Annotated in this window: 19 protein-coding genes; 8 read left to right on the top strand and 11 right to left on the bottom strand. The window is 64.0% G+C overall.

Annotated features, from left to right (window positions below; translation table 11 throughout):
* Positions 1-31 precede the first annotated feature (31 nt).
* Together ACRDNQ_RS17095 and ACRDNQ_RS17090 are read left to right on the top strand one after the other, a co-directional pair.
* Positions 32-265: a hypothetical protein gene (locus ACRDNQ_RS17095; RefSeq protein ID WP_431829924.1), complete on the top strand. Its 234-nt coding sequence runs from the start codon at positions 32-34 to the stop codon at positions 263-265.
* A gap of 99 nt (positions 266-364) precedes the next feature.
* Positions 365-1,006, top strand: coding sequence for a hypothetical protein (locus ACRDNQ_RS17090; protein WP_431829923.1), 642 nt, complete (start codon positions 365-367; stop codon positions 1,004-1,006).
* Positions 1,007-1,088: 82 nt separating this feature from the next.
* Here the strand turns inward: ACRDNQ_RS17090 and ACRDNQ_RS17085 are convergent, their stop codons facing one another.
* The 10 genes from ACRDNQ_RS17085 to ACRDNQ_RS17040 all read right to left on the bottom strand — a co-directional run bounded on the left by ACRDNQ_RS17085 (position 1,089) and on the right by ACRDNQ_RS17040 (position 9,581).
* Positions 1,089-2,411, bottom strand: a complete 1,323-nt coding sequence (locus ACRDNQ_RS17085) for a relaxase/mobilization nuclease domain-containing protein (RefSeq protein WP_431829922.1) — start codon at positions 2,409-2,411, stop codon at positions 1,089-1,091.
* The gene (locus ACRDNQ_RS17080; protein WP_431829921.1) at positions 2,408-2,830 is read right to left on the bottom strand and encodes a MobC domain-containing protein; all 423 of its coding nucleotides are present in this window, start codon (positions 2,828-2,830) and stop codon (positions 2,408-2,410) included. The genes ACRDNQ_RS17085 and ACRDNQ_RS17080 overlap by 4 nt, the downstream gene beginning before the upstream one ends.
* A gap of 368 nt (positions 2,831-3,198) precedes the next feature.
* Positions 3,199-3,978 (bottom strand): succinate dehydrogenase iron-sulfur subunit, encoded by a 780-nt coding sequence (locus tag ACRDNQ_RS17075; RefSeq protein WP_431829920.1) that lies wholly within the window; start codon positions 3,976-3,978, stop codon positions 3,199-3,201.
* A 112-nt stretch (positions 3,979-4,090) separates the two neighbouring features.
* On the bottom strand, positions 4,091-4,321 hold the full coding sequence (locus tag ACRDNQ_RS17070) for a hypothetical protein (RefSeq protein WP_431829919.1): 231 nt from the start codon (positions 4,319-4,321) through the stop codon (positions 4,091-4,093).
* 14 nt (positions 4,322-4,335) lie between these two features.
* Positions 4,336-6,138 carry a succinate dehydrogenase flavoprotein subunit gene (gene sdhA, locus ACRDNQ_RS17065; protein ID WP_431829918.1) on the bottom strand — a complete coding sequence of 601 codons (1,803 nt, stop codon included), beginning with the start codon at positions 6,136-6,138 and terminating at the stop codon, positions 4,336-4,338.
* Between the two features lie 13 nt (positions 6,139-6,151).
* Positions 6,152-6,523: a succinate dehydrogenase, hydrophobic membrane anchor protein gene (gene sdhD / locus ACRDNQ_RS17060; protein ID WP_431829917.1), complete on the bottom strand. Its 372-nt coding sequence runs from the start codon at positions 6,521-6,523 to the stop codon at positions 6,152-6,154.
* An 11-nt stretch (positions 6,524-6,534) separates the two neighbouring features.
* The gene (gene sdhC, locus ACRDNQ_RS17055; RefSeq protein WP_431829916.1) at positions 6,535-6,924 is read right to left on the bottom strand and encodes a succinate dehydrogenase, cytochrome b556 subunit; all 390 of its coding nucleotides are present in this window, start codon (positions 6,922-6,924) and stop codon (positions 6,535-6,537) included.
* A gap of 180 nt (positions 6,925-7,104) precedes the next feature.
* Positions 7,105-8,139, bottom strand: coding sequence for a MaoC family dehydratase (locus ACRDNQ_RS17050; RefSeq protein WP_431829915.1), 1,035 nt, complete (start codon positions 8,137-8,139; stop codon positions 7,105-7,107).
* 3 nt (positions 8,140-8,142) lie between these two features.
* A complete protein-coding gene (locus ACRDNQ_RS17045) occupies positions 8,143-8,691 on the bottom strand; it encodes an NnrU family protein (protein WP_431829914.1) in 549 nt (182 codons plus the stop codon).
* On the bottom strand, positions 8,688-9,581 hold the full coding sequence (locus ACRDNQ_RS17040; protein WP_431829913.1) for an HpcH/HpaI aldolase/citrate lyase family protein: 894 nt from the start codon (positions 9,579-9,581) through the stop codon (positions 8,688-8,690). Before ACRDNQ_RS17040 ends, ACRDNQ_RS17045 begins: the two co-directional genes overlap by 4 nt.
* Positions 9,582-9,775: 194 nt before the next feature.
* On the opposite strand from ACRDNQ_RS17040, the gene ACRDNQ_RS17035 reads away from it, so the two are divergent.
* From ACRDNQ_RS17035 to sucD, 5 genes are all read left to right on the top strand, one after another.
* Entirely contained in the window at positions 9,776-10,096 is a 321-nt protein-coding gene (locus ACRDNQ_RS17035) for a hypothetical protein (RefSeq protein WP_431829912.1), read from the top strand.
* Positions 10,097-10,275: 179 nt separating this feature from the next.
* Entirely contained in the window at positions 10,276-11,238 is a 963-nt protein-coding gene (gene mdh, locus ACRDNQ_RS17030) for a malate dehydrogenase (RefSeq protein WP_431829911.1), read from the top strand.
* A 106-nt stretch (positions 11,239-11,344) separates the two neighbouring features.
* Positions 11,345-12,094 carry an esterase/lipase family protein gene (locus ACRDNQ_RS17025; protein ID WP_431829910.1) on the top strand — a complete coding sequence of 250 codons (750 nt, stop codon included), beginning with the start codon at positions 11,345-11,347 and terminating at the stop codon, positions 12,092-12,094.
* Positions 12,095-12,569: 475 nt separating this feature from the next.
* On the top strand, positions 12,570-13,763 hold the full coding sequence (sucC, locus tag ACRDNQ_RS17020) for an ADP-forming succinate--CoA ligase subunit beta (protein WP_431829909.1): 1,194 nt from the start codon (positions 12,570-12,572) through the stop codon (positions 13,761-13,763).
* Between the two features lie 4 nt (positions 13,764-13,767).
* Entirely contained in the window at positions 13,768-14,649 is an 882-nt protein-coding gene (gene sucD, locus ACRDNQ_RS17015) for a succinate--CoA ligase subunit alpha (protein ID WP_431829908.1), read from the top strand.
* Between the two features lie 87 nt (positions 14,650-14,736).
* Here the strand turns inward: sucD and ACRDNQ_RS17010 are convergent, their stop codons facing one another.
* Complete coding sequence (locus tag ACRDNQ_RS17010; RefSeq protein WP_431829907.1) at positions 14,737-15,645, bottom strand: hypothetical protein; 909 nt, start codon at positions 15,643-15,645, stop codon at positions 14,737-14,739.
* Between the two features lie 179 nt (positions 15,646-15,824).
* On the opposite strand from ACRDNQ_RS17010, the gene ACRDNQ_RS17005 reads away from it, so the two are divergent.
* Positions 15,825-18,776, top strand: coding sequence for a 2-oxoglutarate dehydrogenase E1 component (locus ACRDNQ_RS17005; protein ID WP_431829906.1), 2,952 nt, complete (start codon positions 15,825-15,827; stop codon positions 18,774-18,776).

The following is an 18,776-nucleotide window of genomic DNA, read 5'->3' as shown; positions in this document are numbered from 1 at the left end:
GCAAGCCACCCCAAACAAAGGAGATGAGATCATGGCACGCGAAAAAACGAAAACTACCCCAGCACTGAACGCACCCGACTTTCTGGCCTGGCACGTCACGCAGAAGGGCGAGAAATCTTCCTGGAACAAAGTCGGCGCAGCTTGGGCGCACAGGGACAGACAGGGCTACACGCTTCAGCTTGAGACTTGCCCGATCAACGGACGGATCGTCCTGCGGGCTCCGCTGGACGACACCCCGCCGCAAAACGAAGAAGGGCGCTCCTAGAGCGCCCTTTGCCCTTCCAAATCGTTGCGGTTCAAAGAGGCATGAATCACTGTGTATTCTTAATGGGCGAAATTGTAGATCAATATGGTACAATCAAGAATGAATGACATTTTTGAGATGCGCATGAAGCGATTAGATTTATCAAAGTTTGGAGTGCCACTATTTTTTCTAACTTTCGCGGCATTGGTTTCAATTGCCACGCTGGCTCGCCCTGCCGCCTTGCCGCCGATTCATGGGACTGGCTCTACCCTCTGGTATAATGCAATGCAGTATGCCCATACAGACAATGACCTTCGCGCCATGGGCATAGTCCTTGAGCGCCTCTATCCAGACTCGATTGGCTCAAATCTTCAGAATAGCGAAATTGATGACAAAAAGGAGATGGCGATAGAATTCAGGGATGGAGCCTATTTCTGGACGAGCAACGGCAACAAAGAACTAAAATTAAGAAGAATGAAATATGATCTCTCAATCGAGGGTGGTGGAGCTGACATTCGTGATCGAAGTTTTGTATTTTACGTTTTTGAGGCGCTAGACAAATCTGGGGTCGTTGCCGTCCTGCATAATCCTAGCCTCGAACTCGATGCGAATTCACCCATGCCACACCTTCCTCCGTGCTATAGAGGTGGCAAAAACTACATCGAATACGTTCGGCTGAGACCAGGCGGTCCGGTGACGGCTTACTTAGGAAGAACCGATCCATACCCTTATCCAAAGAAGGACAGTTGTGTAGGTCATTAGCTATAGCGTGAGCCGTACTTATATGTCGCCACATTAGGAAGTGAGCGCATCGGCAGAAATCTGGAAGAATATTTGCTTTGGTTTAAGGCTCGAAGCTGCGCCTGCGATGCGGGCGCGGGGCGCGTTCGGGCTTGCGGCCTTCTTCTTCACGCGATTTTTCGCGCTTGCGCGTAGGTGTCTGATCGGGGTCATGCCGATCCTCGCGCATGTAGTGCGCCACATCCTCGCGCAGCCGCAGCAGCTCTTCTTGAGCCGCTTCCCTCTGCGCACGGATGTCGCGCTGGATGGCTTGCCGCTCTTCGATCTGCCGCAGGATCAGCGCATCTTTTTCGGCGCGGTCGCGGTGCAGGGCATCGAGCGCTTCGCGCTCGTTCTGTTCTTTCACCTTGGCATAACGCCCTGTCAGGCGATGCCAGATGCCCGAAAACCCCTTCGGCAGACGCTCAGCCCGCTTGCGGGTTTCCGCTTGCCAGCGCCTCTCATGGGCTTCGGTGAGCGCGCGGCGCTCTTCCTCATGCCGCCCGACAATCTCCGACTTGCGGAAGTCGATCTGCAACGACCGCCGCGCCGCGTCCCGTTCGGCCTGCCTGATGAACTCCTGCAACCTGGCTGTCATGCCGCCCGCGATCTCGGCCTTGATCTCATCGACAGAACGAAGCCCTTGCGGATCGCCGAGCTTGGCAGCCGCGTCCTTTGCCTTCACGCCGCTGTAGCGGGCGACAGCAAAGACCTCGCCGCGATAATCGACCGCGACAAAGCCGCGCCGATCACCTCTGGCGAGCCAGAACCCACGCTCTTTCAGTGCCTGTTCAAACGCGGCGCGATTGTCGGATGATTCCCAGACGGTCTTGAAGACGGCCTTCAGCTCCTTCGGGTCGAGGCCAGCGCGGCGTGCCTGCTGCCATTCTTCCCGCGTGAAGTTCAGCGGATCGCGCAGGCGGCGATCTTCCAGGCCGCGCGGCATGCTCCAGCCGTGCTCAAGATAGAGCTGGCGCGAAACGTCCCGCAGCTTGATCCTGGAGTGCGGCAGGTTGATTGCCCGCATCCGCTCGCTGTCGATCCGCGACCAGACGGCATGCGCATGCCGCCGTCCGTCTTTCTCATGGAAGACGATGGCGCGGGGCTGGCTGTTCAGCCCGAGCTTGGCTTCGACTTGCTCGATGGCCTTCTCGAAGTCCTCGATGGAGGCATTCGCCCCTTGGGGCGGGTTGAAGCTCATCGAGAACAGGTACTTCTGACAGCGCGTTCCGCGCGCGATGGCATCGGCTTCGCCGAAGGCTTCGACCAGATCGTCACTGATAAACCCGCGCACCTCATGCAGCTCGACATGATCGTTGTCCCGCATCGCCAGCAGATAGCGGGCGAGCTGCGGGGCATTGCCGCGCTCTTTGGCTTTCAGGATCACGGCGCACCGCCTGGCATCTTGCCGAGCGCCCGCATGAGGGCATCACGGATTTCCGAGACTTCGCGGCAGGCCTCGATCAGTTCTGCTTCCGTCTCTGGCGTGACGGGCAGGGAGCCCGTGTTCACTGCCTTGGCGAGCTGGTTCAGGTTGGCAGACAGGCGCGACTGGCCGAGCGCGCCCATGACGCGGCCAAGGGCTTCCTTGTCCTGAACGGGGCTGTTGCCGCGCTTCTTGCGCGGCGCAGCATCATCCCCAAACAGACGCTCGCGGATATATCCCCCGAGCGACTGATCGCCCCGTTCGGCATCCAGCCGCGCCCGTTCCTCATAGGTCAGGCGCAGCGAGAACGGCGGCGGATACTTCGACTTCTCCGCCTCATCCTTGGCTATCTTATTGAATTTATGGCGCGAATTTATCATGTTCGCACCTCAGACGCTTAGCGTCTATTGATGCGAGATGACGTTCCCAGTTAGCTAGAGCCTCAAACAGAGTGTTCGAACTTTCTCCGTCGAGGTGCGCCACTTAACCCCCAGTCATCGAATGACGTCACCACACGGGCAGCATAGCGGCGGTGCATGTTGCGGTACGCGCGGTGTTGCCTGTCAGGGTGATCTGTCGCCGACCCTGACGACGATCTGTCATGTCCGTTGGCCCGTCACTGACGGTATCGGCAGGGGAACGGCGTGCCGGGCGAGCCTTGGGATGGCAAGGGACTCGCAATCCCGGCGCCCGCAGACGGGACTGCGACGCCAGCGTTCGTCAATTGGCGGGCGGACGCGCCTGGTCGTCAAACCATCCGTTCGACCATCATCCGCTTGATTTCGGCGATGGCCTGCGCCGGATTCAGGCCCTTTGGGCAGGTCTTGGCGCAGTTCATGATCGTGTGGCACCGATAAAGCTTGAATGGATCCTCAAGCTCGTCCAGCCGCTCGCCGGTGGCCTCGTCGCGGCTGTCGATGATCCAGCGATAGGCATGAAGCAGCGCGGCGGGGCCAAGGTAGCGATCGCCGTTCCACCAATAGGACGGGCAGGCGGTCGAGCAGGACGCGCACATGACGCATTCGTAAAGCCCGTCAAGCTTCTTTCGGTCTTCGATCGACTGGCGCCATTCGTGCTCGGGGCGCTGCGTCTTGGTCTCGAGCCAGGGCATGATGCTGGCGTGCTGGGCGTAGAAATGCGTGAGGTCGGGGATCAGGTCCCTAATCACCGGCATGTGCGGCAGGGGATAGATCCGCACGTCGCCCTTGATCTCGTCCATGCCATAGATGCAGGCCAGCGTGTTGATCCCGTCGATGTTCATCGCGCAGGACCCGCAGATGCCTTCGCGGCACGACCGGCGGAAGGTCAGCGTCGGGTCGATTTCGTTCTTGATCTTGATGAGGGCGTCCAGAACCATCGGCCCGCAGGTGTCCATGTCGACGAAATAGGTGTCGATGCGCGGGTTCTCGCCGTCGTCGGGGCTCCAGCGGTAGATCTGGAACTTCCTAACGTTGGTGGCGCCCGCGGGCTTTGGCCACGTCTTGCCGGTACGGATCCGGCTGTTCTTGGGAAGGGTCAGCTGAACCATGCGTCTGTTCCTTGCATCGCAACCCCGGCGTCGCGGCCGCGGTTCGTCTGTGCCGTCCTGTGCGCCGGCTGGCCCTTGGGGGCGCATGGCGCGAAGTGTCGAGGCGCGCGCCTCATCGAACGATCGGCACCGTGCCGCCGACCCGAGTGCAACTGGCGCTGCCGGGGCTGACGCTGGTGCTGAAGACGAGGTTGCTGTCCGAGATGAACCCGTCGCTTCCCACGCCCATGATCGCCTCGCCGCCGATCGCGGCCGAGGTGGCGGGGCCGCACTGCACCGTGCCCGGCGCGGCCGGCATCGACGGAGGTGTCGCGCAGCCCGCCACCATAAGTGCCGCCAACATGACCCCCGCCGCCCTCAATAGACCCGTGCCTTGGGCGCGATCCGCTTGAGGTCGATCCCGCCTTCGTTGTGGCCCAGAAGCGGATTGAGGTGCACCGGGCGGTAGTCCAGTTCGACCTTGCCGTTCACCCAGGCCAGCGTGTGCTTGCGCCACGTCTCGTCGTCGCGGTTCGGGTGATCCTCGTGCGCATGCGCCCCGCGGCTTTCCTTGCGGGCCTCGGCGCCGACGATCGTCGCCAACGCGTTCGGCATCAGGTTGGTCAGCTCCAGCGTCTCCATCAGGTCGCTGTTCCAGATCATCGAGCGGTCGGTGACCTGGATGTCGTCCATCTTGGCGGCGACGGCATACATCTTCTCGACCCCTTCGGCGAGCGTCTTGTCGGTGCGGAAGACGGCGGCGTCGGACTGCATGGTCTTCTGCATCTCGAGCCGAAGTTCGGCCGTCGATACCGTGCCCTTGGCATGGCGCAGGTCGTCGAAGCGGCCCAGGGCCTTGTCGATGGACGCCTTGTTCAGGGTCGGGTTCGGTGCCGCGGGGTCCACCACTTCGCCGGCGCGGATCGCGGCGGCGCGGCCGAACACCACGAGATCGATCAGACTGTTCGAGCCAAGCCGGTTCGCGCCGTGCACGCTGGCGCAGCCGGCCTCGCCCACGGCCATGAGGCCGGGGCTTACGCGGTCGGGATCGGTCGTTGTCGGATTCAGCACCTCGCCCCAGTAGTTCGTCGGAATGCCGCCCATGTTGTAGTGCACGGTCGGCAGAACCGGGATCGGTTCCTTGGTCACGTCGACGCCGGCGAAGATCCGGGCCGATTCCGAGATGCCGGGAAGCCGCTCGTGCAGGGTTTCCGGCGGCAGGTGGTTGAGGTGCAGGTGGATGTGGTCCTTCCCGGCCCCCACGCCGCGCCCTTCGCGGATCTCGATCGTCATGCAGCGGCTTACGACGTCGCGGCTGGCGAGGTCCTTGTAGGTGGGGGCGTAGCGTTCCATGAAACGCTCGCCTTCCGAGTTCGTCAGATACCCGCCCTCGCCGCGCGCGCCCTCGGTGATGAGGCAGCCCGCGCCGTAGATGCCCGTGGGATGGAACTGCACGAACTCCATGTCCTGAAGCGGGAGACCCGCGCGCGCGACCATGCCGCCGCCGTCGCCGGTGCAGGTGTGCGCCGAGGTCGCGCTGAAATAGGCGCGGCCATAGCCGCCGGTGGCCAGCACGGTCATCTTTGCGTTGAAGACGTGGATCGTGCCGTCATCAAGCTTCCAGGCCACGACGCCCTGGCAGACGCCATCGTCCGACATGATGAGGTCGATCGCGAAATACTCGATGAAGAACTCGGCCTTCTCCTTCAGCGACTGGCCGTAGAGCGTGTGCAGGATCGCGTGGCCGGTGCGGTCGGCCGCGGCGCAGGTGCGCTGGACCGGCGGGCCTTCGCCGAATTCCGTGGTGTGGCCGCCGAAGGGGCGCTGGTAGATCTTGCCCTCTTCGGTGCGCGAGAAGGGAACGCCGTAGTGCTCAAGCTCGTAGACCGCCTTCGGCGCCTCGCGCGCAAGGTATTCCATCGCGTCGACGTCGCCCAGCCAGTCCGACCCCTTCACGGTGTCGTACATGTGCCATTGCCAGTGGTCCGGGCCCATGTTGCCCAGCGACGCGGCGATGCCGCCCTGAGCCGCGACGGTGTGGGACCGGGTCGGGAAGACCTTGGTGATGCAGGCGGTTCGCAGCCCCTGTTCGGCCATGCCCAGCGTCGCGCGCAGGCCCGATCCGCCCGCGCCCACCACCACGACGTCATAGGTATGCGTCTCGTAGTCGTATGCAGCCATTCTGTCCTGCTCCTTACAGCGCGATCCGGGCGATGGCGTAAAGCCCCGTCGCCGCCGCTGCGTAGCTGAAGATGATCGTGCCGATGATCAGATATGTCCGGGTCAGACCCCCGGTGTAGTCCTCGATCATCACGCGCACGCCGTTCTTGAAGTGCATGAAGCCCACCGCGATCGTTCCGGCCGCGACAAGTGCGGGGAAGGGGCGGCTGAAATAGGCGACCACCTCGTCATGGGGCGCGCCAAGGATGCGCCCGAAAGTGAAGACGAAAAGCGGGATCAGAAGCGCAAGCGCGATCGAACTGACCTGCATCGACCAGAAGTGATGCGTCCCCTCCTTGGCCGAGCCAAGGCCCACTGCGCGCTTGCGGTCGGTCGCGTAGGTCATCGTCGCCCCTCCTACAGCACGAGCGCGGTCAGGATGGTCAAGACGACCGAGCCCGCGATCATGCCTTTGCCCATCTTTTCTGCCAGCGCCACGTCAAGGCTGCCACCCTGATCCCAGTAGAGGTGCCGCAGTCCGCCCAGCATGTGATACCAGAGCGCCCAGAGCGACAGGAACAGCACCAGATCACCGAACCACGAGGTCAGCACGGCATCTGCGACGGCGAAGTATTCCGCCGAGGTCGCGGCGGCAAGAAGCCACCAGACGACAAGCAGGCCAGCCACACCCAGGGCGTTGCCCGTGATCCGCACGAAGATCGAGGTGATCGAAGTCAACTGCGGCCGGTAGTAGGGGCCGATCATGAATGGCGACAGCGGTCGGTCGCCCCTGTTGACGTCAGGCATCGTCGATGTCCCTTCCTCTTATTCGTCGCGGCCGGCACCGCGCGGCATTGGCGCCATTGATAACGCGGAATTCCGCGCTGTCACGCGCCCTAGCCGCATTGCGGCGCGGTTTTTTGGCGCATCGCGGCATTTTTCGGCGTTTCGTGATCACACTTTTCGGTCGTGTGATCACGAATGCGATCACATCGGGATCAGCGCCCAGTAGTCGAGGTCCAGAAGGACCCCGGGCGCATACCGGCCCGAGTCGTCCCGCAGCGCGAAGGGCGGCGTGCCGGCCCGCACCGCCACCAGGCGAAGGCGCAATGCGCCCACACCGGGCACTCCGGTTTCCGCCTTGTCCAGCACCTCGGACCAGGCGCCCAGCGTGTCACCGGCAAAGCAGGGCGCGGCGTGGCTGCCGCCGTTCAGCGCGACGATCATCTGGGCATTCGCCAGGCCATTGAAGCTGAGCGTCCGGGCAAGCGACATGACATGGCCGCCATAGACCAGCCGCTTGCCATCCTCGCGCAGCGTGGCGTCGAAGTGCACCTTCGAGGTGTTCTGCCACAGCCGCGTGGCCAGCATGTGTTCGGCCTCTTCCACGGTGACCTGGTCGACATGGTCGATCGTCTCGCCGATGGCATAGTCGCCCAAGCGATGCGGTTCGCCCGCAAGGGCGAAATCGTAGGATGCGAAAGTCAGGCCTTCCGGCACGGTCAGGTCTTCGGGCAGGACCGCCGCTGGCAATTCGGGCACCACGGGCTGTGGCGCGGGCGCAGAAGGGTCGCGCTTGCGCACCATCACCCAGCGCACATAGCTTAAGACGGGGTCGTCCAGCTGGTCGAAGCCCCGCGTCTCGACGAAGACGATGCCCGAAGTTCCATTCGAGTTCTCGCGCAGGCCGATCACCTGGCTTTCCGAGCGCAGCGTGTCACCGGGCCAGACGGGCTTCAGCCAGCGGCCCGCGGCATAGCCGAGGTTCGCCACCGCGTTGAGCGAGATGTCGGGCACTGTCTTTCCGAACACCGTGTGGAAGACGAGAAGGTCGTCCAGGGGCGAGGCCGGCATCCCGCAGGCCTGTGCGAAGGCATCCGACGAATGCAGGGCATGACGCGCTGGATAGAGCGCATGGTAAAGCGCGCGTTCGCCTTCGCCCAGCGTCCGCGGCGCGGCATGAACGATGACTTCGCCCAGGCGATAATCCTCGAAGAAACGGCCGGGATTGGTCTTCGTCATATCTCAGCCGGGAAAGGGCCAGTAGCCAAGCCAGGCGTGGATGCCCGCGATCACGGCGAAGACGATCGCCGTTCCGGCCAGCGCCCGAATCTCGGCCGTGCGGCCACCCCATTCGGGCGGCGTCCAGTCGCGATTGCTGCGGTTGATCACGATGACCTCGGCCACGGCCCAGGCCAGAAGCGACCCGAACAGCACGACCGAAGCCCAGTCGCCGTTGACCAGAAGATGCGCCACGGCCCAGGTCTTGACGGCGGTGAGCTGCGGATGCCGCATCCGGGTGGCAAGCCGTGCCTTGGTGCCGCTGGCGGCGTAAAGGTAGACCGCCAGCAGCATCAGCAGGTTGTTGAGGTGGATCCCCCAGGACGGCGGGACAAAGGCGAGGTCCGTGTAGGCCCCCCGGTAGCCGATCACCATGAGGACGACGCCCGCAAGGATCACCACGGCCGAGACACCCTTGGCGGCGGGACCCAGACTGTCGTGCAGGCCCGGAAGCGCACGCTTGAAGAAATGGCCCGCCACCCAAAGCAGGATCCCGAGGATTAGAAGCGTCATGCGGACTCCATCGCGGCGATGGCCGCGGCCCGGGCAAGCGTCGCGCGGGCCGTGGCAACATGCAGGTTCTCGACGATCTTGCCGTCGACGACGGCAACAGCTTCGCCTTTCGCCAGCGCCTCGTCAAACGCGGCGATCTGGCGCCGGGCAAGGTCGACGGCGTCGGAGGAGGGCGCGAAGACCTCGTTCGCGATGGCGATCTGCAAGGGGTGGATCAGTGTCTTGCCGTCCATGCCCAGATCGCGCCCCTGCGCGCATTCGGCGCGCAGACCGTCCTCGTCACGGAAGGCATTGAAGACGCCGTCGACGCAGGCGATCCCGGCGGCCCGCGCCGCCAGAAGACAAGTCTGAAGCGCCGACATCAACTGCGCCCGCCCGCCGCCTGTGTCGCAGCCCAGGTCCTTCGCCAGATCGTTGGTGCCAAGGACGAAGCCCTCCATCCCCGCCGCATCGGCGATCGCAAGCGCGTTGAGGACGCCGCGTGGCGACTCCATCATCGCCCAGATCGGCAGGCTTCCGGTCAGCGCCCGCAGGTCGTCGATGTCGCGTGGACTCTCGACCTTGGGCAGCAGAACCGCGTCGCAGTCCATCCGGGCGATGGCCGCGGCGTCCTCGGCCCCCCAGGCGGTGGACAGGGCGTTGATGCGCACGATCCGAAGCCGCCGCCCGTATCCGCCGTGCGCCAGATCCTCGGCCAGAAGTGCCCGCGCCGCGGCCTTCTCGTCGGGGGCCATGGCATCCTCGAGGTCGAAGATGATGGCGTCGGCGGGCAGGTCACGCGCCTTCTCGAGTGCGCGTCCCTTGGAGGCCGGGATGTACAGCACCGAGCGCAGTGGACGGTCGGACAGGGCCATGATTCCCTCGTCTGGTAATTTTGTTGCGCCAGACATCACGGATGCGCACCTTTTCGCAAGCCTTTTTTCTGCGCCGCAGCAATCGGCGGGGTTGCGACCACACCCGGACCCAACCGGGGCGCACCCTGCATTAACCGTATGTTGGCATCGCCGCGCGAGGGTTTCACCCATCGACGCAAGGCCCTGCCCGCACCGTCGACGGGCGCTGCCAGAAATCGAAAGGGCAGGACATGAACGCGCGGCTCACACTTTTCTCTCTCGGCATCGGCGCCCTGGTGCTGGCGACGGATCACGCCTTCGCGCAGTCCCCGGGCCAGAACTGCGGACCCCGCGCGCATGTGCTGGCCGCGCTTGCCGACCGCTACGGCGAATCCCGCCAGTCGATCGGACTTGGCGCCAACAACCAGGTGGTCGAAGTCTTCGCCTCTCTCGAAACCGGGACATGGACGATCACGGTCACGCTGCCGAATGGCACCACGTGCCTCGTGGCCTCGGGGCAGGCCTATGAAGATCTGGCCGAGACGCCGGCCCCCAAGGGCAGCGACGCCTGATCCGCGCCAGACCTCTGGCGGGTCAGGGCGCCGGGGCGATCCGGCCGGCGCCCTGGCGCGATGTCTTTCCCGACTGTTAGCGCTGCCGATGCCCGTTGCGCGGTGGCGCACCCTTGCGTCACCTCGCGGTGGTCGCTACGCACTGGCGCGAAAGACCAACCGGACCGGAGACATATTCCATGGCCAGACCCAAGATCGCCCTCATCGGCGCTGGACAGATCGGCGGCACGCTTGCGCATCTTGTCGCGATGAAGGAACTGGGCGACGTCGTTCTCTTCGACATCGCCGACGGCGTCCCCCAGGGCAAGGCGCTGGACATCGCAGAGGCCGGCCCTTCCGAAGGGTTCGACGCCCGCCTGAAGGGCACGACCGACTATGCCGACATCGCCGGCGCGGACGTCTGCATCGTCACCGCGGGCGTCCCCCGCAAGCCGGGGATGAGCCGCGACGACCTGCTGGGCATCAACCTGAAGGTCATGAAGGCCGTCGGCGAGGGCATCAAGGCCCATGCCCCGGACGCCTTCGTCATCTGCATCACCAACCCGCTCGACGCGATGGTCTGGGCCCTGCGCGAGTTTTCGGGTCTCCCGCGCGAGAAGGTCTGCGGGATGGCCGGCGTTCTGGACAGCGCGCGGTTCCGCCACTTCCTCAGCCTCGAGTTCGACGTATCGATGAAGGACGTCACGGCCTTCGTGCTGGGCGGCCACGGCGACACGATGGTGCCGCTGGTCCGCTATTCGACGGTGGCCGGCATCCCGCTGCCTGATCTGGTCAAGATGGGCTGGACCACGCAGGAGAAGATGGACGCGATCGTCCAGCGCACCCGTGACGGCGGGGCCGAGATCGTGGGCCTTCTGGGCACGGGATCGGCCTATTACGCGCCCGCGACCAGCGCCATCGAGATGGCCGAGGCGTTCCTCAAGGACCAGAAGCGCGTTCTTCCCTGCGCGGCCTGGGTCGAGGGCGCCTATGGCCTGAACGGCCTTTACGTCGGTGTTCCGACGGTGATCGGCGCGGGTGGGGTCGAGCGTGTGATCGACATCACGCTTGGTGCAGACGAACAGGCGATGTTCGACAAGTCGGTCAACGCGGTGAAGGGCCTTGTCGCCGCCTGCAAGGCGATCGACGAAAGCCTTGGCTGACATCTGTGGTGCGCGTGGCTGGCCGGGTGCCCCCTGGTCGGCCGCAGCGTGCGACTGTCTGGTTTGACAGTGGAACATGGTCGCGGATTCGGCTAGCCACAGGTCCATGATCCGCGCCATCGCCCTTCTTGCGTCCGCCGCGCTTTCCGGCCCCATCCCCGCCGCCGCGCAGACGGCCGATCCGGTCGAGGGCGGATGTGTCGTGCTGCTTCACGGACTTGGCCGCACCGAAACCTCGCTTGTGCTTCTCGAACAGATGCTGGGTGCGGCGGGCTTTGGCCTCGTCAACATGGGCTATCCGTCGCAAGAAACGCCGATCGAGGGGCTTCTCGACTATGTCACCGACGCGGTCGCCCAATGCGGCGAGGCGCGCGTGAACTTCGTCACGCATTCGATGGGCGGCATCCTCGCCCGTGCCTGGCTGGCCGGAAACCGGCCCGAAAACCTGGGCCGCGTCGTGATGCTTGCGCCGCCGAACCAAGGGTCGGAGGTGGTCGACACCTTCGGCCAGCTTGCGATCTTCGAGACCCTGACCGGCCCCGCGGGACCCGCGCTTGGCACCGGCGGCATCGCGACCGCCCTTCCGCCGGTGGATTTCGAGCTTGGGGTGATCGCAGGCGACGTCTCGATCAACCCGCTGTTCTCGGCCGTCATTCCCGGCCCCGACGACGGCACCGTCTCGGTCGAAAGCACCAAGGTCGAGGGCATGGCCGACCACATCGTCTTACCGGTCAGCCACACCTTCATGATGAACAATCCGCTGGTCATCGCGCAAACCGCGATCTTTCTGCGGACGGGCAGTTTCGACCACGACCTGACCTTCCGCGAGATGATGCGCCGGCTCGCGCGCCGCTGACGGCCCCGCGCGCGGCGAGCCCCGATGGGTCTTCGCGCCTCCGGTCGGGCGCGTCCGAATGCGCCCGCTTGCCAGCCGGACCCGCCGGACACCGACTGGCCGCAAAGGGTACCGCGGTGCGGCCGTCGTCGGTTGGTCCGGCGCCACGTCGACAACCCGGCGCCCGCCGCCAGCATGGGTGGCCAGCGGCGCCGGCATGAGACGGATCGGTGGACCCTGCGGGTCGAAACTGGCCGCCATCGCGTAACAGGCCGGTGATGGCCATCGTGTGCGCCAAGACGCCGGGGGCGCGGCGAATCACCCTTCCTGGGCGGGATGCCGCCCTGCAGCACCGCTCTTGTGATCACAGTTTTTCCGCGTGTGATCACATAATCGGGAAAATGGCCGCGAAACGCCCGCCGATGACGAAAAGCCGTTCAAATCGGGGTCGATCCCATGCATACCTCCCGCAAAACAACCGAGCCGGGACGGACCAGTGAACATCCACGAATACCAGGCGAAGGCACTTCTTCGCGACTACGGCGCCCCAGTCTCAGACGGCCGCGTCGTGCTTCGGGCCGAAGAGGCCAAGACCGCGGCGGGCGAACTTGACGGGCCGCTCTGGGTGGTCAAGGCGCAGATTCATGCCGGCGGACGGGGCAAGGGCCACTTCAAGGAGGCCGACGCAGGCGACAAGGGCGGCGTGCGACTGGCGCGCTCGGCCAGCGAGGCGGCCGAAGAGGCCAAGAAGATGCTGGGCCGCACGCTGATCACGCATCAGACTGGCCCGGCCGGCAAACAGGTCAACCGCATCTACATCGAGGACGGGTCCGGTATCCAGACCGAGATGTACCTCGCGCTGCTCGTCGACCGGCAGTCAAGCCGCATCTCCTTCGTCTGTTCGACCGAGGGCGGGATGGACATCGAAGAGGTGGCGGCCCGGACGCCCGAGAAGATCCTGAGCTTCTCGGTCGACCCGGCCACGGGCTACCAGGCCTTCCATGGCCGCCGCATCGCCTTCGCCCTTGGCCTGACGGGCCAGCAGGTCAAGCAGTGCGTCAACCTCATGGGCACGCTCTACAAGCTCTTCGTGGACAAGGACATGGAGATGCTCGAGATCAACCCGCTGATCGTGACCGACAAGGGCGATCTCAAGTGCCTCGACGCCAAGATGGGCTTCGACGGCAACGCGGTCTACCGCCATTCCGACATCGCCGCGCTTCGTGACGAAACGGAAGAGGACCCCAAGGAACTCGCCGCCTCGAAGTACGATCTGAACTACATCGCGCTCGATGGCGAAATCGGCTGCATGGTCAACGGCGCGGGCCTGGCCATGGCGACGATGGACATCATCAAGCTTTTCGGCTCGGAGCCCGCCAACTTCCTTGACGTGGGCGGCGGCGCCACGAAGGAGAAGGTGACCGAGGCCTTCAAGATCATCACCTCGGACCCCAACGTGAAGGGCATCCTCGTCAACATCTTCGGCGGGATCATGCGCTGCGACATCATCGCGGAGGGCATCATCGCCGCGGTGAAGGAAGTGGGCCTTCAAGTGCCGCTTGTCGTGCGGCTTGAGGGGACGAACGTCGAGCTTGGCAAGAAGATCATCGCCGACAGCGGCCTGAACGTGATCGCCGCCGACGACCTGAGCGACGCGGCCAAGAAGATCGTCAAAGCGGTGAAGGGGTAAGACCATGGCAATCCTCGTCGACGAGAACACCCGCGTCATCTGTCAGGGCTTCACCGGCAGCCAGGGAACCTTCCATTCGGAACAGGCCATCGCCTACGGCACGAAGATGGTCGGCGGCGTGACGCCCGGCAAGGGAGGGCAGACGCACCTTGACCTTCCCGTATTCGATTCGGTGCACGAGGCGCGCGCCGCGACCAAGGCGAACGCCACGGTCATCTACGTCCCGCCGCCCTTCGCGGCGGATTCGATCCTCGAGGCGATCGACGCGGGGATGGAGCTGATCGTCTGCATCACCGAAGGCATCCCGGTCCTCGACATGATGAAGGTGAAGCGCGCGCTGATCGACTCGCCGTCCGTCCTGATCGGGCCGAACTGCCCCGGCGTCATCACGCCCGACGCCTGCAAGATCGGCATCATGCCCGGCCATATCCACCGCCGCGGGTCCGTGGGGGTGGTGTCGCGCTCGGGCACGCTGACCTACGAAGCGGTGAAGCAGACCACCGACGTGGGCCTTGGTCAGTCGACCTGCGTCGGCATCGGCGGCGATCCGATCAAGGGGACGGAACATATCGACGTCCTTGAATGGTTCCTGGCGGACAACGAGACGCAGTCGATCATCATGATCGGCGAGATCGGCGGGTCGGCCGAAGAGGAAGCCGCGCAGTTCCTGGCTGACGAGAAGAAGCGGGGCCGCTGGAAGCCGACCGCCGGCTTCATCGCCGGCCGCACCGCTCCTCCGGGCCGCCGCATGGGCCACGCCGGCGCCATCGTCGCGGGTGGCAAGGGCGATGCCGAGTCCAAGATCGAGGCGATGAAATCCGCCGGCATCGTGGTCGCCGATAGCCCCGCCGGCCTTGGCGAGGCTGTGCTGAAGGCGATCGGGTAGCTGAAGATTGAAGATATCTCCGCGAAAAAGCCGATCGGGTAATCAATGACCGTCCTTGGGAATGTAACGGTGCGACCGAACGCCGACCTACACGACCTCGAGGGACGTCCAGTGCTTCGTCTCGATTTCAGGGTCCGCAATGCAGGCTTCGATCTCGGGCCGAAGCGCGTTCAGAATGAAAGCGCGCTCTTCCCGAGTGGGCTGGTAGCGATCTTGAGGAGCGCCTCGAAGAATGGATCGGACGCGCGATCGCATGGCCTTGGGAACAAGCCAGCCGACATGCTTTCGCAACGGAGATTTCGAGAGTTGTTGTTCAACGAGCGGGCGCGAATAGACCTTGCGGACATTGAGATGGCCGAGGGTGTCGGGCAAAGTTCTTGCGTCACTCCCCGCGAAGGCGGCAAGTCCTCGCAGCACCCTGGGCGAGCTCAGTTCATGATAATCGATCACGCGCAGATCGGACCCGAATGCCGCGCGAAAGCGGGCAATCTGGGAGGCGTACCGGGTGCGATGGATGTGATGGAACAGCGGATTCCAGTGATCTGCGCGCCGCGACGCCTCAAGGCGCAGAGAATTCAGAAGATTGCCGCTTTGCCATCCCAGGCGGAGAGTGTGTTCGTACTCGGAGATGATCCGTTCGACGGGATCACGGGTGATCGCCACCACCTTGAGCGAGCTCACATCCCTGCGCGCGGCGAATCTCTGAATCGCTTCGCAGGCGCTCTCGCAGGAAAGATTGTCGGTCGATGCCTCAATCCGCAGATCTGCATCGAGGGCGTGGTCGAACAGGGCTCTGAACTCGTCGTCCGACTTCGGAGCCCCGTCAGCGAAGCCCGCGCCCGGCCCCGTCCATCTCATCGCCCCGTAGCCAGTGAAAAAGAGCGTCTCCTTCTTTCGAGACAGCGCAGATCCAGGAAGCTTGCTCAGCCAAACGGCCAAACTCGACGTGGCACACTTCGGTGCCCCCAAGAGAATAAGGTAGCGCTTGCCATCCATTTGTCGTTCCGCTGCTCGCCCGGACATCGCTTTGTGTCGGGATCATTCGCAAGTGAGTCAATCACATGCAGAGTGAACACTAGTCCTGCCTGTTTTCACCACGATAACCCGTTTTCACGCTGCTCTGAGGTACTTCGCGACCATCGCTCGGGCAACCCCGAGTCTTCGAGGCTTCCGCTATGACCGACCAATCCCCCAACGACCTGTTCCACGCCTCGTCCTTCCTGCAGGGGCATAACGCGGAATACATCGAACAGCTTTATGCCCGTTTCGCCTCTGATCCCAACGCGGTGGATGAGGCCTGGCAGCAGTTCTTCCGCCAACTCGGCGATACCGAGGTCGACGCCAAGCGCGACGCGGCGGGGCCCTCGTGGGCACGCGCCGACTGGCCGCTGATGCCTAGCGACGAGCTTACCGCCGCACTTGACGGGCAATGGGCCGAACCGGCGAAGGCCGCCGAAAAGATCAAGGCGAAGGCCGCCGAGAAGGGCGTGACGATCTCGGACGAGCAGGTCAGGCAGGCGGTGCTCGATTCTATCCGCGCGCTGATGATCATCCGGGCCTACCGGATCCGCGGCCACCTCGTCGCCGACCTCGATCCGCTTGGCATGCGCGAAGAGACGCCGCACCCCGAGCTTGATCCGAAGTCCTATGGCTTCACCGAGGCCGACATGGACCGGCCGATCTTCATCGACAACGTGCTGGGTCTTCAGCTTGCCTCGATGCGGCAGATCATCGACATCGTGAAGCGGACCTACTGCGGCACCTTCGCGTTGCAGTACATGCACATCTCCGATCCGGTTCAGGCCGCCTGGCTGAAAGAGCGGATCGAAGGCTATGGCAAGGAGATCGCCTTCACGCGCGAAGGTCGTCGCGCGATCCTGAACAAGCTGGTCGAGGCCGAGGGCTACGAAAAGTTCCTGCATGTCAAGTACATGGGCACCAAGCGCTTCGGCCTTGACGGCGGCGAGGCGCTGATCCCCGCGATGGAACAGATCATCAAGCGCGGCGGCAGCCTTGGCGTGAAGGAGATCGTGATCGGCATGCCGCACCGCGGGCGGCTGTCGGTGCTTGCGAACGTGATGGGCAAGCCCTACCGTGCGATCTTCAACGAATTCCAGGGTGGCAGCTTCAAGCCCGAGGACGTCGACGGTTCGGGCGACGTGAAGTACCACCTCGGCGCCTCGTCCGACCGCACCTTCGATGGCAACACCGTCCATCTGTCGCTCACCGCGAACCCCTCGCACCTCGAGGCGGTGAACCCAGTGGTCCTGGGCAAGGCGCGCGCCAAGCAGGACCAGCTGCACGATCCCGACCGCAAGGCGGTCCTGCCGATCCTGCTGCATGGCGACGCCGCCTTCGCGGGTCAGGGCGTCGTGGCCGAGTGTTTCCAGCTGTCGGGAATTCGGGGTCATCGCACCGGCGGCACGATCCATATCGTCGTGAACAACCAGATCGGCTTCACCACCGCGCCGCACTTCAGCCGGACGTCGCCCTATCCGACCGACATCGCCCTGATGGTCGAGGCGCCGATCTTCCACGTGAATGGCGACGACCCCGAGGCGGTCGTCCACGCGGCCAAGGTCGCCACGGAATTCCGCCAGATGTTCCACAAGGACGTGGTGATCGACATCTTCTGCTACCGGCGCTTCGGTCACAACGAGGGCGACGAGCCGATGTTCACCAACCCGGTGATGTACAAGCGGATCAAGACCCACAAGACCACGCTTCAGCTATACACCGAGCGCCTGGTGCAGGACGGCCTTATCCCCGAGGGCGAGATCGAGGACATGAAGGCCGCCTTCCAGGCCCGCCTGAACGAGGAGTTCGAAGCGGGCAAGGACTACAAACCCAACAAGGCCGACTGGCTGGACGGGCGCTGGTCGCACCTCGACCGCGAGGGCAAGGACTATCAGCGCGGCAAGACCGCCATCACCAAGAAGACCATGGCCGAGGTCGGGCAGGCGCTGACGCGGGTTCCCGACGGGTTCGAGCTGCACAAGACCGTGCAGCGGCTTCTGGAAACCCGGGCCGAGATGTTCTCGAGCGGCAAGGGCTTCGACTGGGCCACGGCCGAGGCGCTGGCGTTCGGGTCGCTTCTGACCGAAGGCTACAAGGTGCGTCTTGCCGGGCAGGATTCCATGCGCGGCACCTTCTCGCAGCGGCATTCGGGACTGATCGATCAGAACACCGAGGAACGCTATTATCCGATGAACCACATTCGTGACGGCCAGGCGCAGTACGAGGTCATCGATTCGATGCTCTCGGAATACGCCGTGCTGGGCTTCGAATACGGCTATTCGCTGGCCGAACCGAACGCACTGACCTTGTGGGAGGCCCAGTTCGGCGATTTCGCCAATGGCGCGCAGATCATGTTCGACCAGTTCATCTCGTCTGGCGAACGAAAGTGGTTGCGGATGTCCGGCCTCGTGATGCTTCTGCCCCACGGCTACGAAGGGCAGGGGCCCGAGCATTCGTCGGCACGGCTCGAGCGGTTCCTGCAGATGTCGGCCGAGGACAACTGGATCGTCGCGAACTGCACGACGCCGGCCAACTACTTCCATATCCTGCGCCGGCAGCTGCACCGCAGCTATCGCAAGCCACTTGTGCTGATGACGCCGAAATCGCTTCTGCGCCATCGCCTTGCGATCTCGGATGCCGAGGATTTCGTCAACGGCTCGTCCTTCCACCGCGTTCTTTGGGACGATGCCGAGAAAGGGCATTCGGACACGCAGCTGGTTGCGGACGACAAGATCCGCCGCGTCGTGCTGTGCTCGGGCAAGGTCTATTACGATCTGCTCGAGGAACGTGACGCGCGCGGCATCGACGACGTCTACCTTCTCAGGGTCGAGCAGTTCTATCCCTTCCCGGCGCTGAGCCTCGTGAAGGAGCTTGAGCGCTTCTCGAACGCCGATTTCGTCTGGTGCCAGGAAGAGCCGAAGAACCAGGGTGCCTGGGGCTTCATGGAGCCGAACCTTGAATGGGTGCTGACGCGCATCGGCGCGAAGCACAGCCGCGCGACCTATGCCGGCCGCCCGGCCGCGGCCTCGCCCGCCACGGGCCTTGCCTCGTCGCACAAGCAACAACAAGCCGCGCTCGTGAGCGATGCGCTGACACTTGAAGGGAACTGA

The sequence above is a fragment of the Saliniferula longa genome, from assembly GCF_050789285.1.
Classification (GTDB): domain Bacteria; phylum Pseudomonadota; class Alphaproteobacteria; order Rhodobacterales; family Rhodobacteraceae; genus CAVPWP01.
Note: the sequence above shows the minus strand (reverse complement) of the source record. Positions and strands in the feature narration are given on the sequence as shown.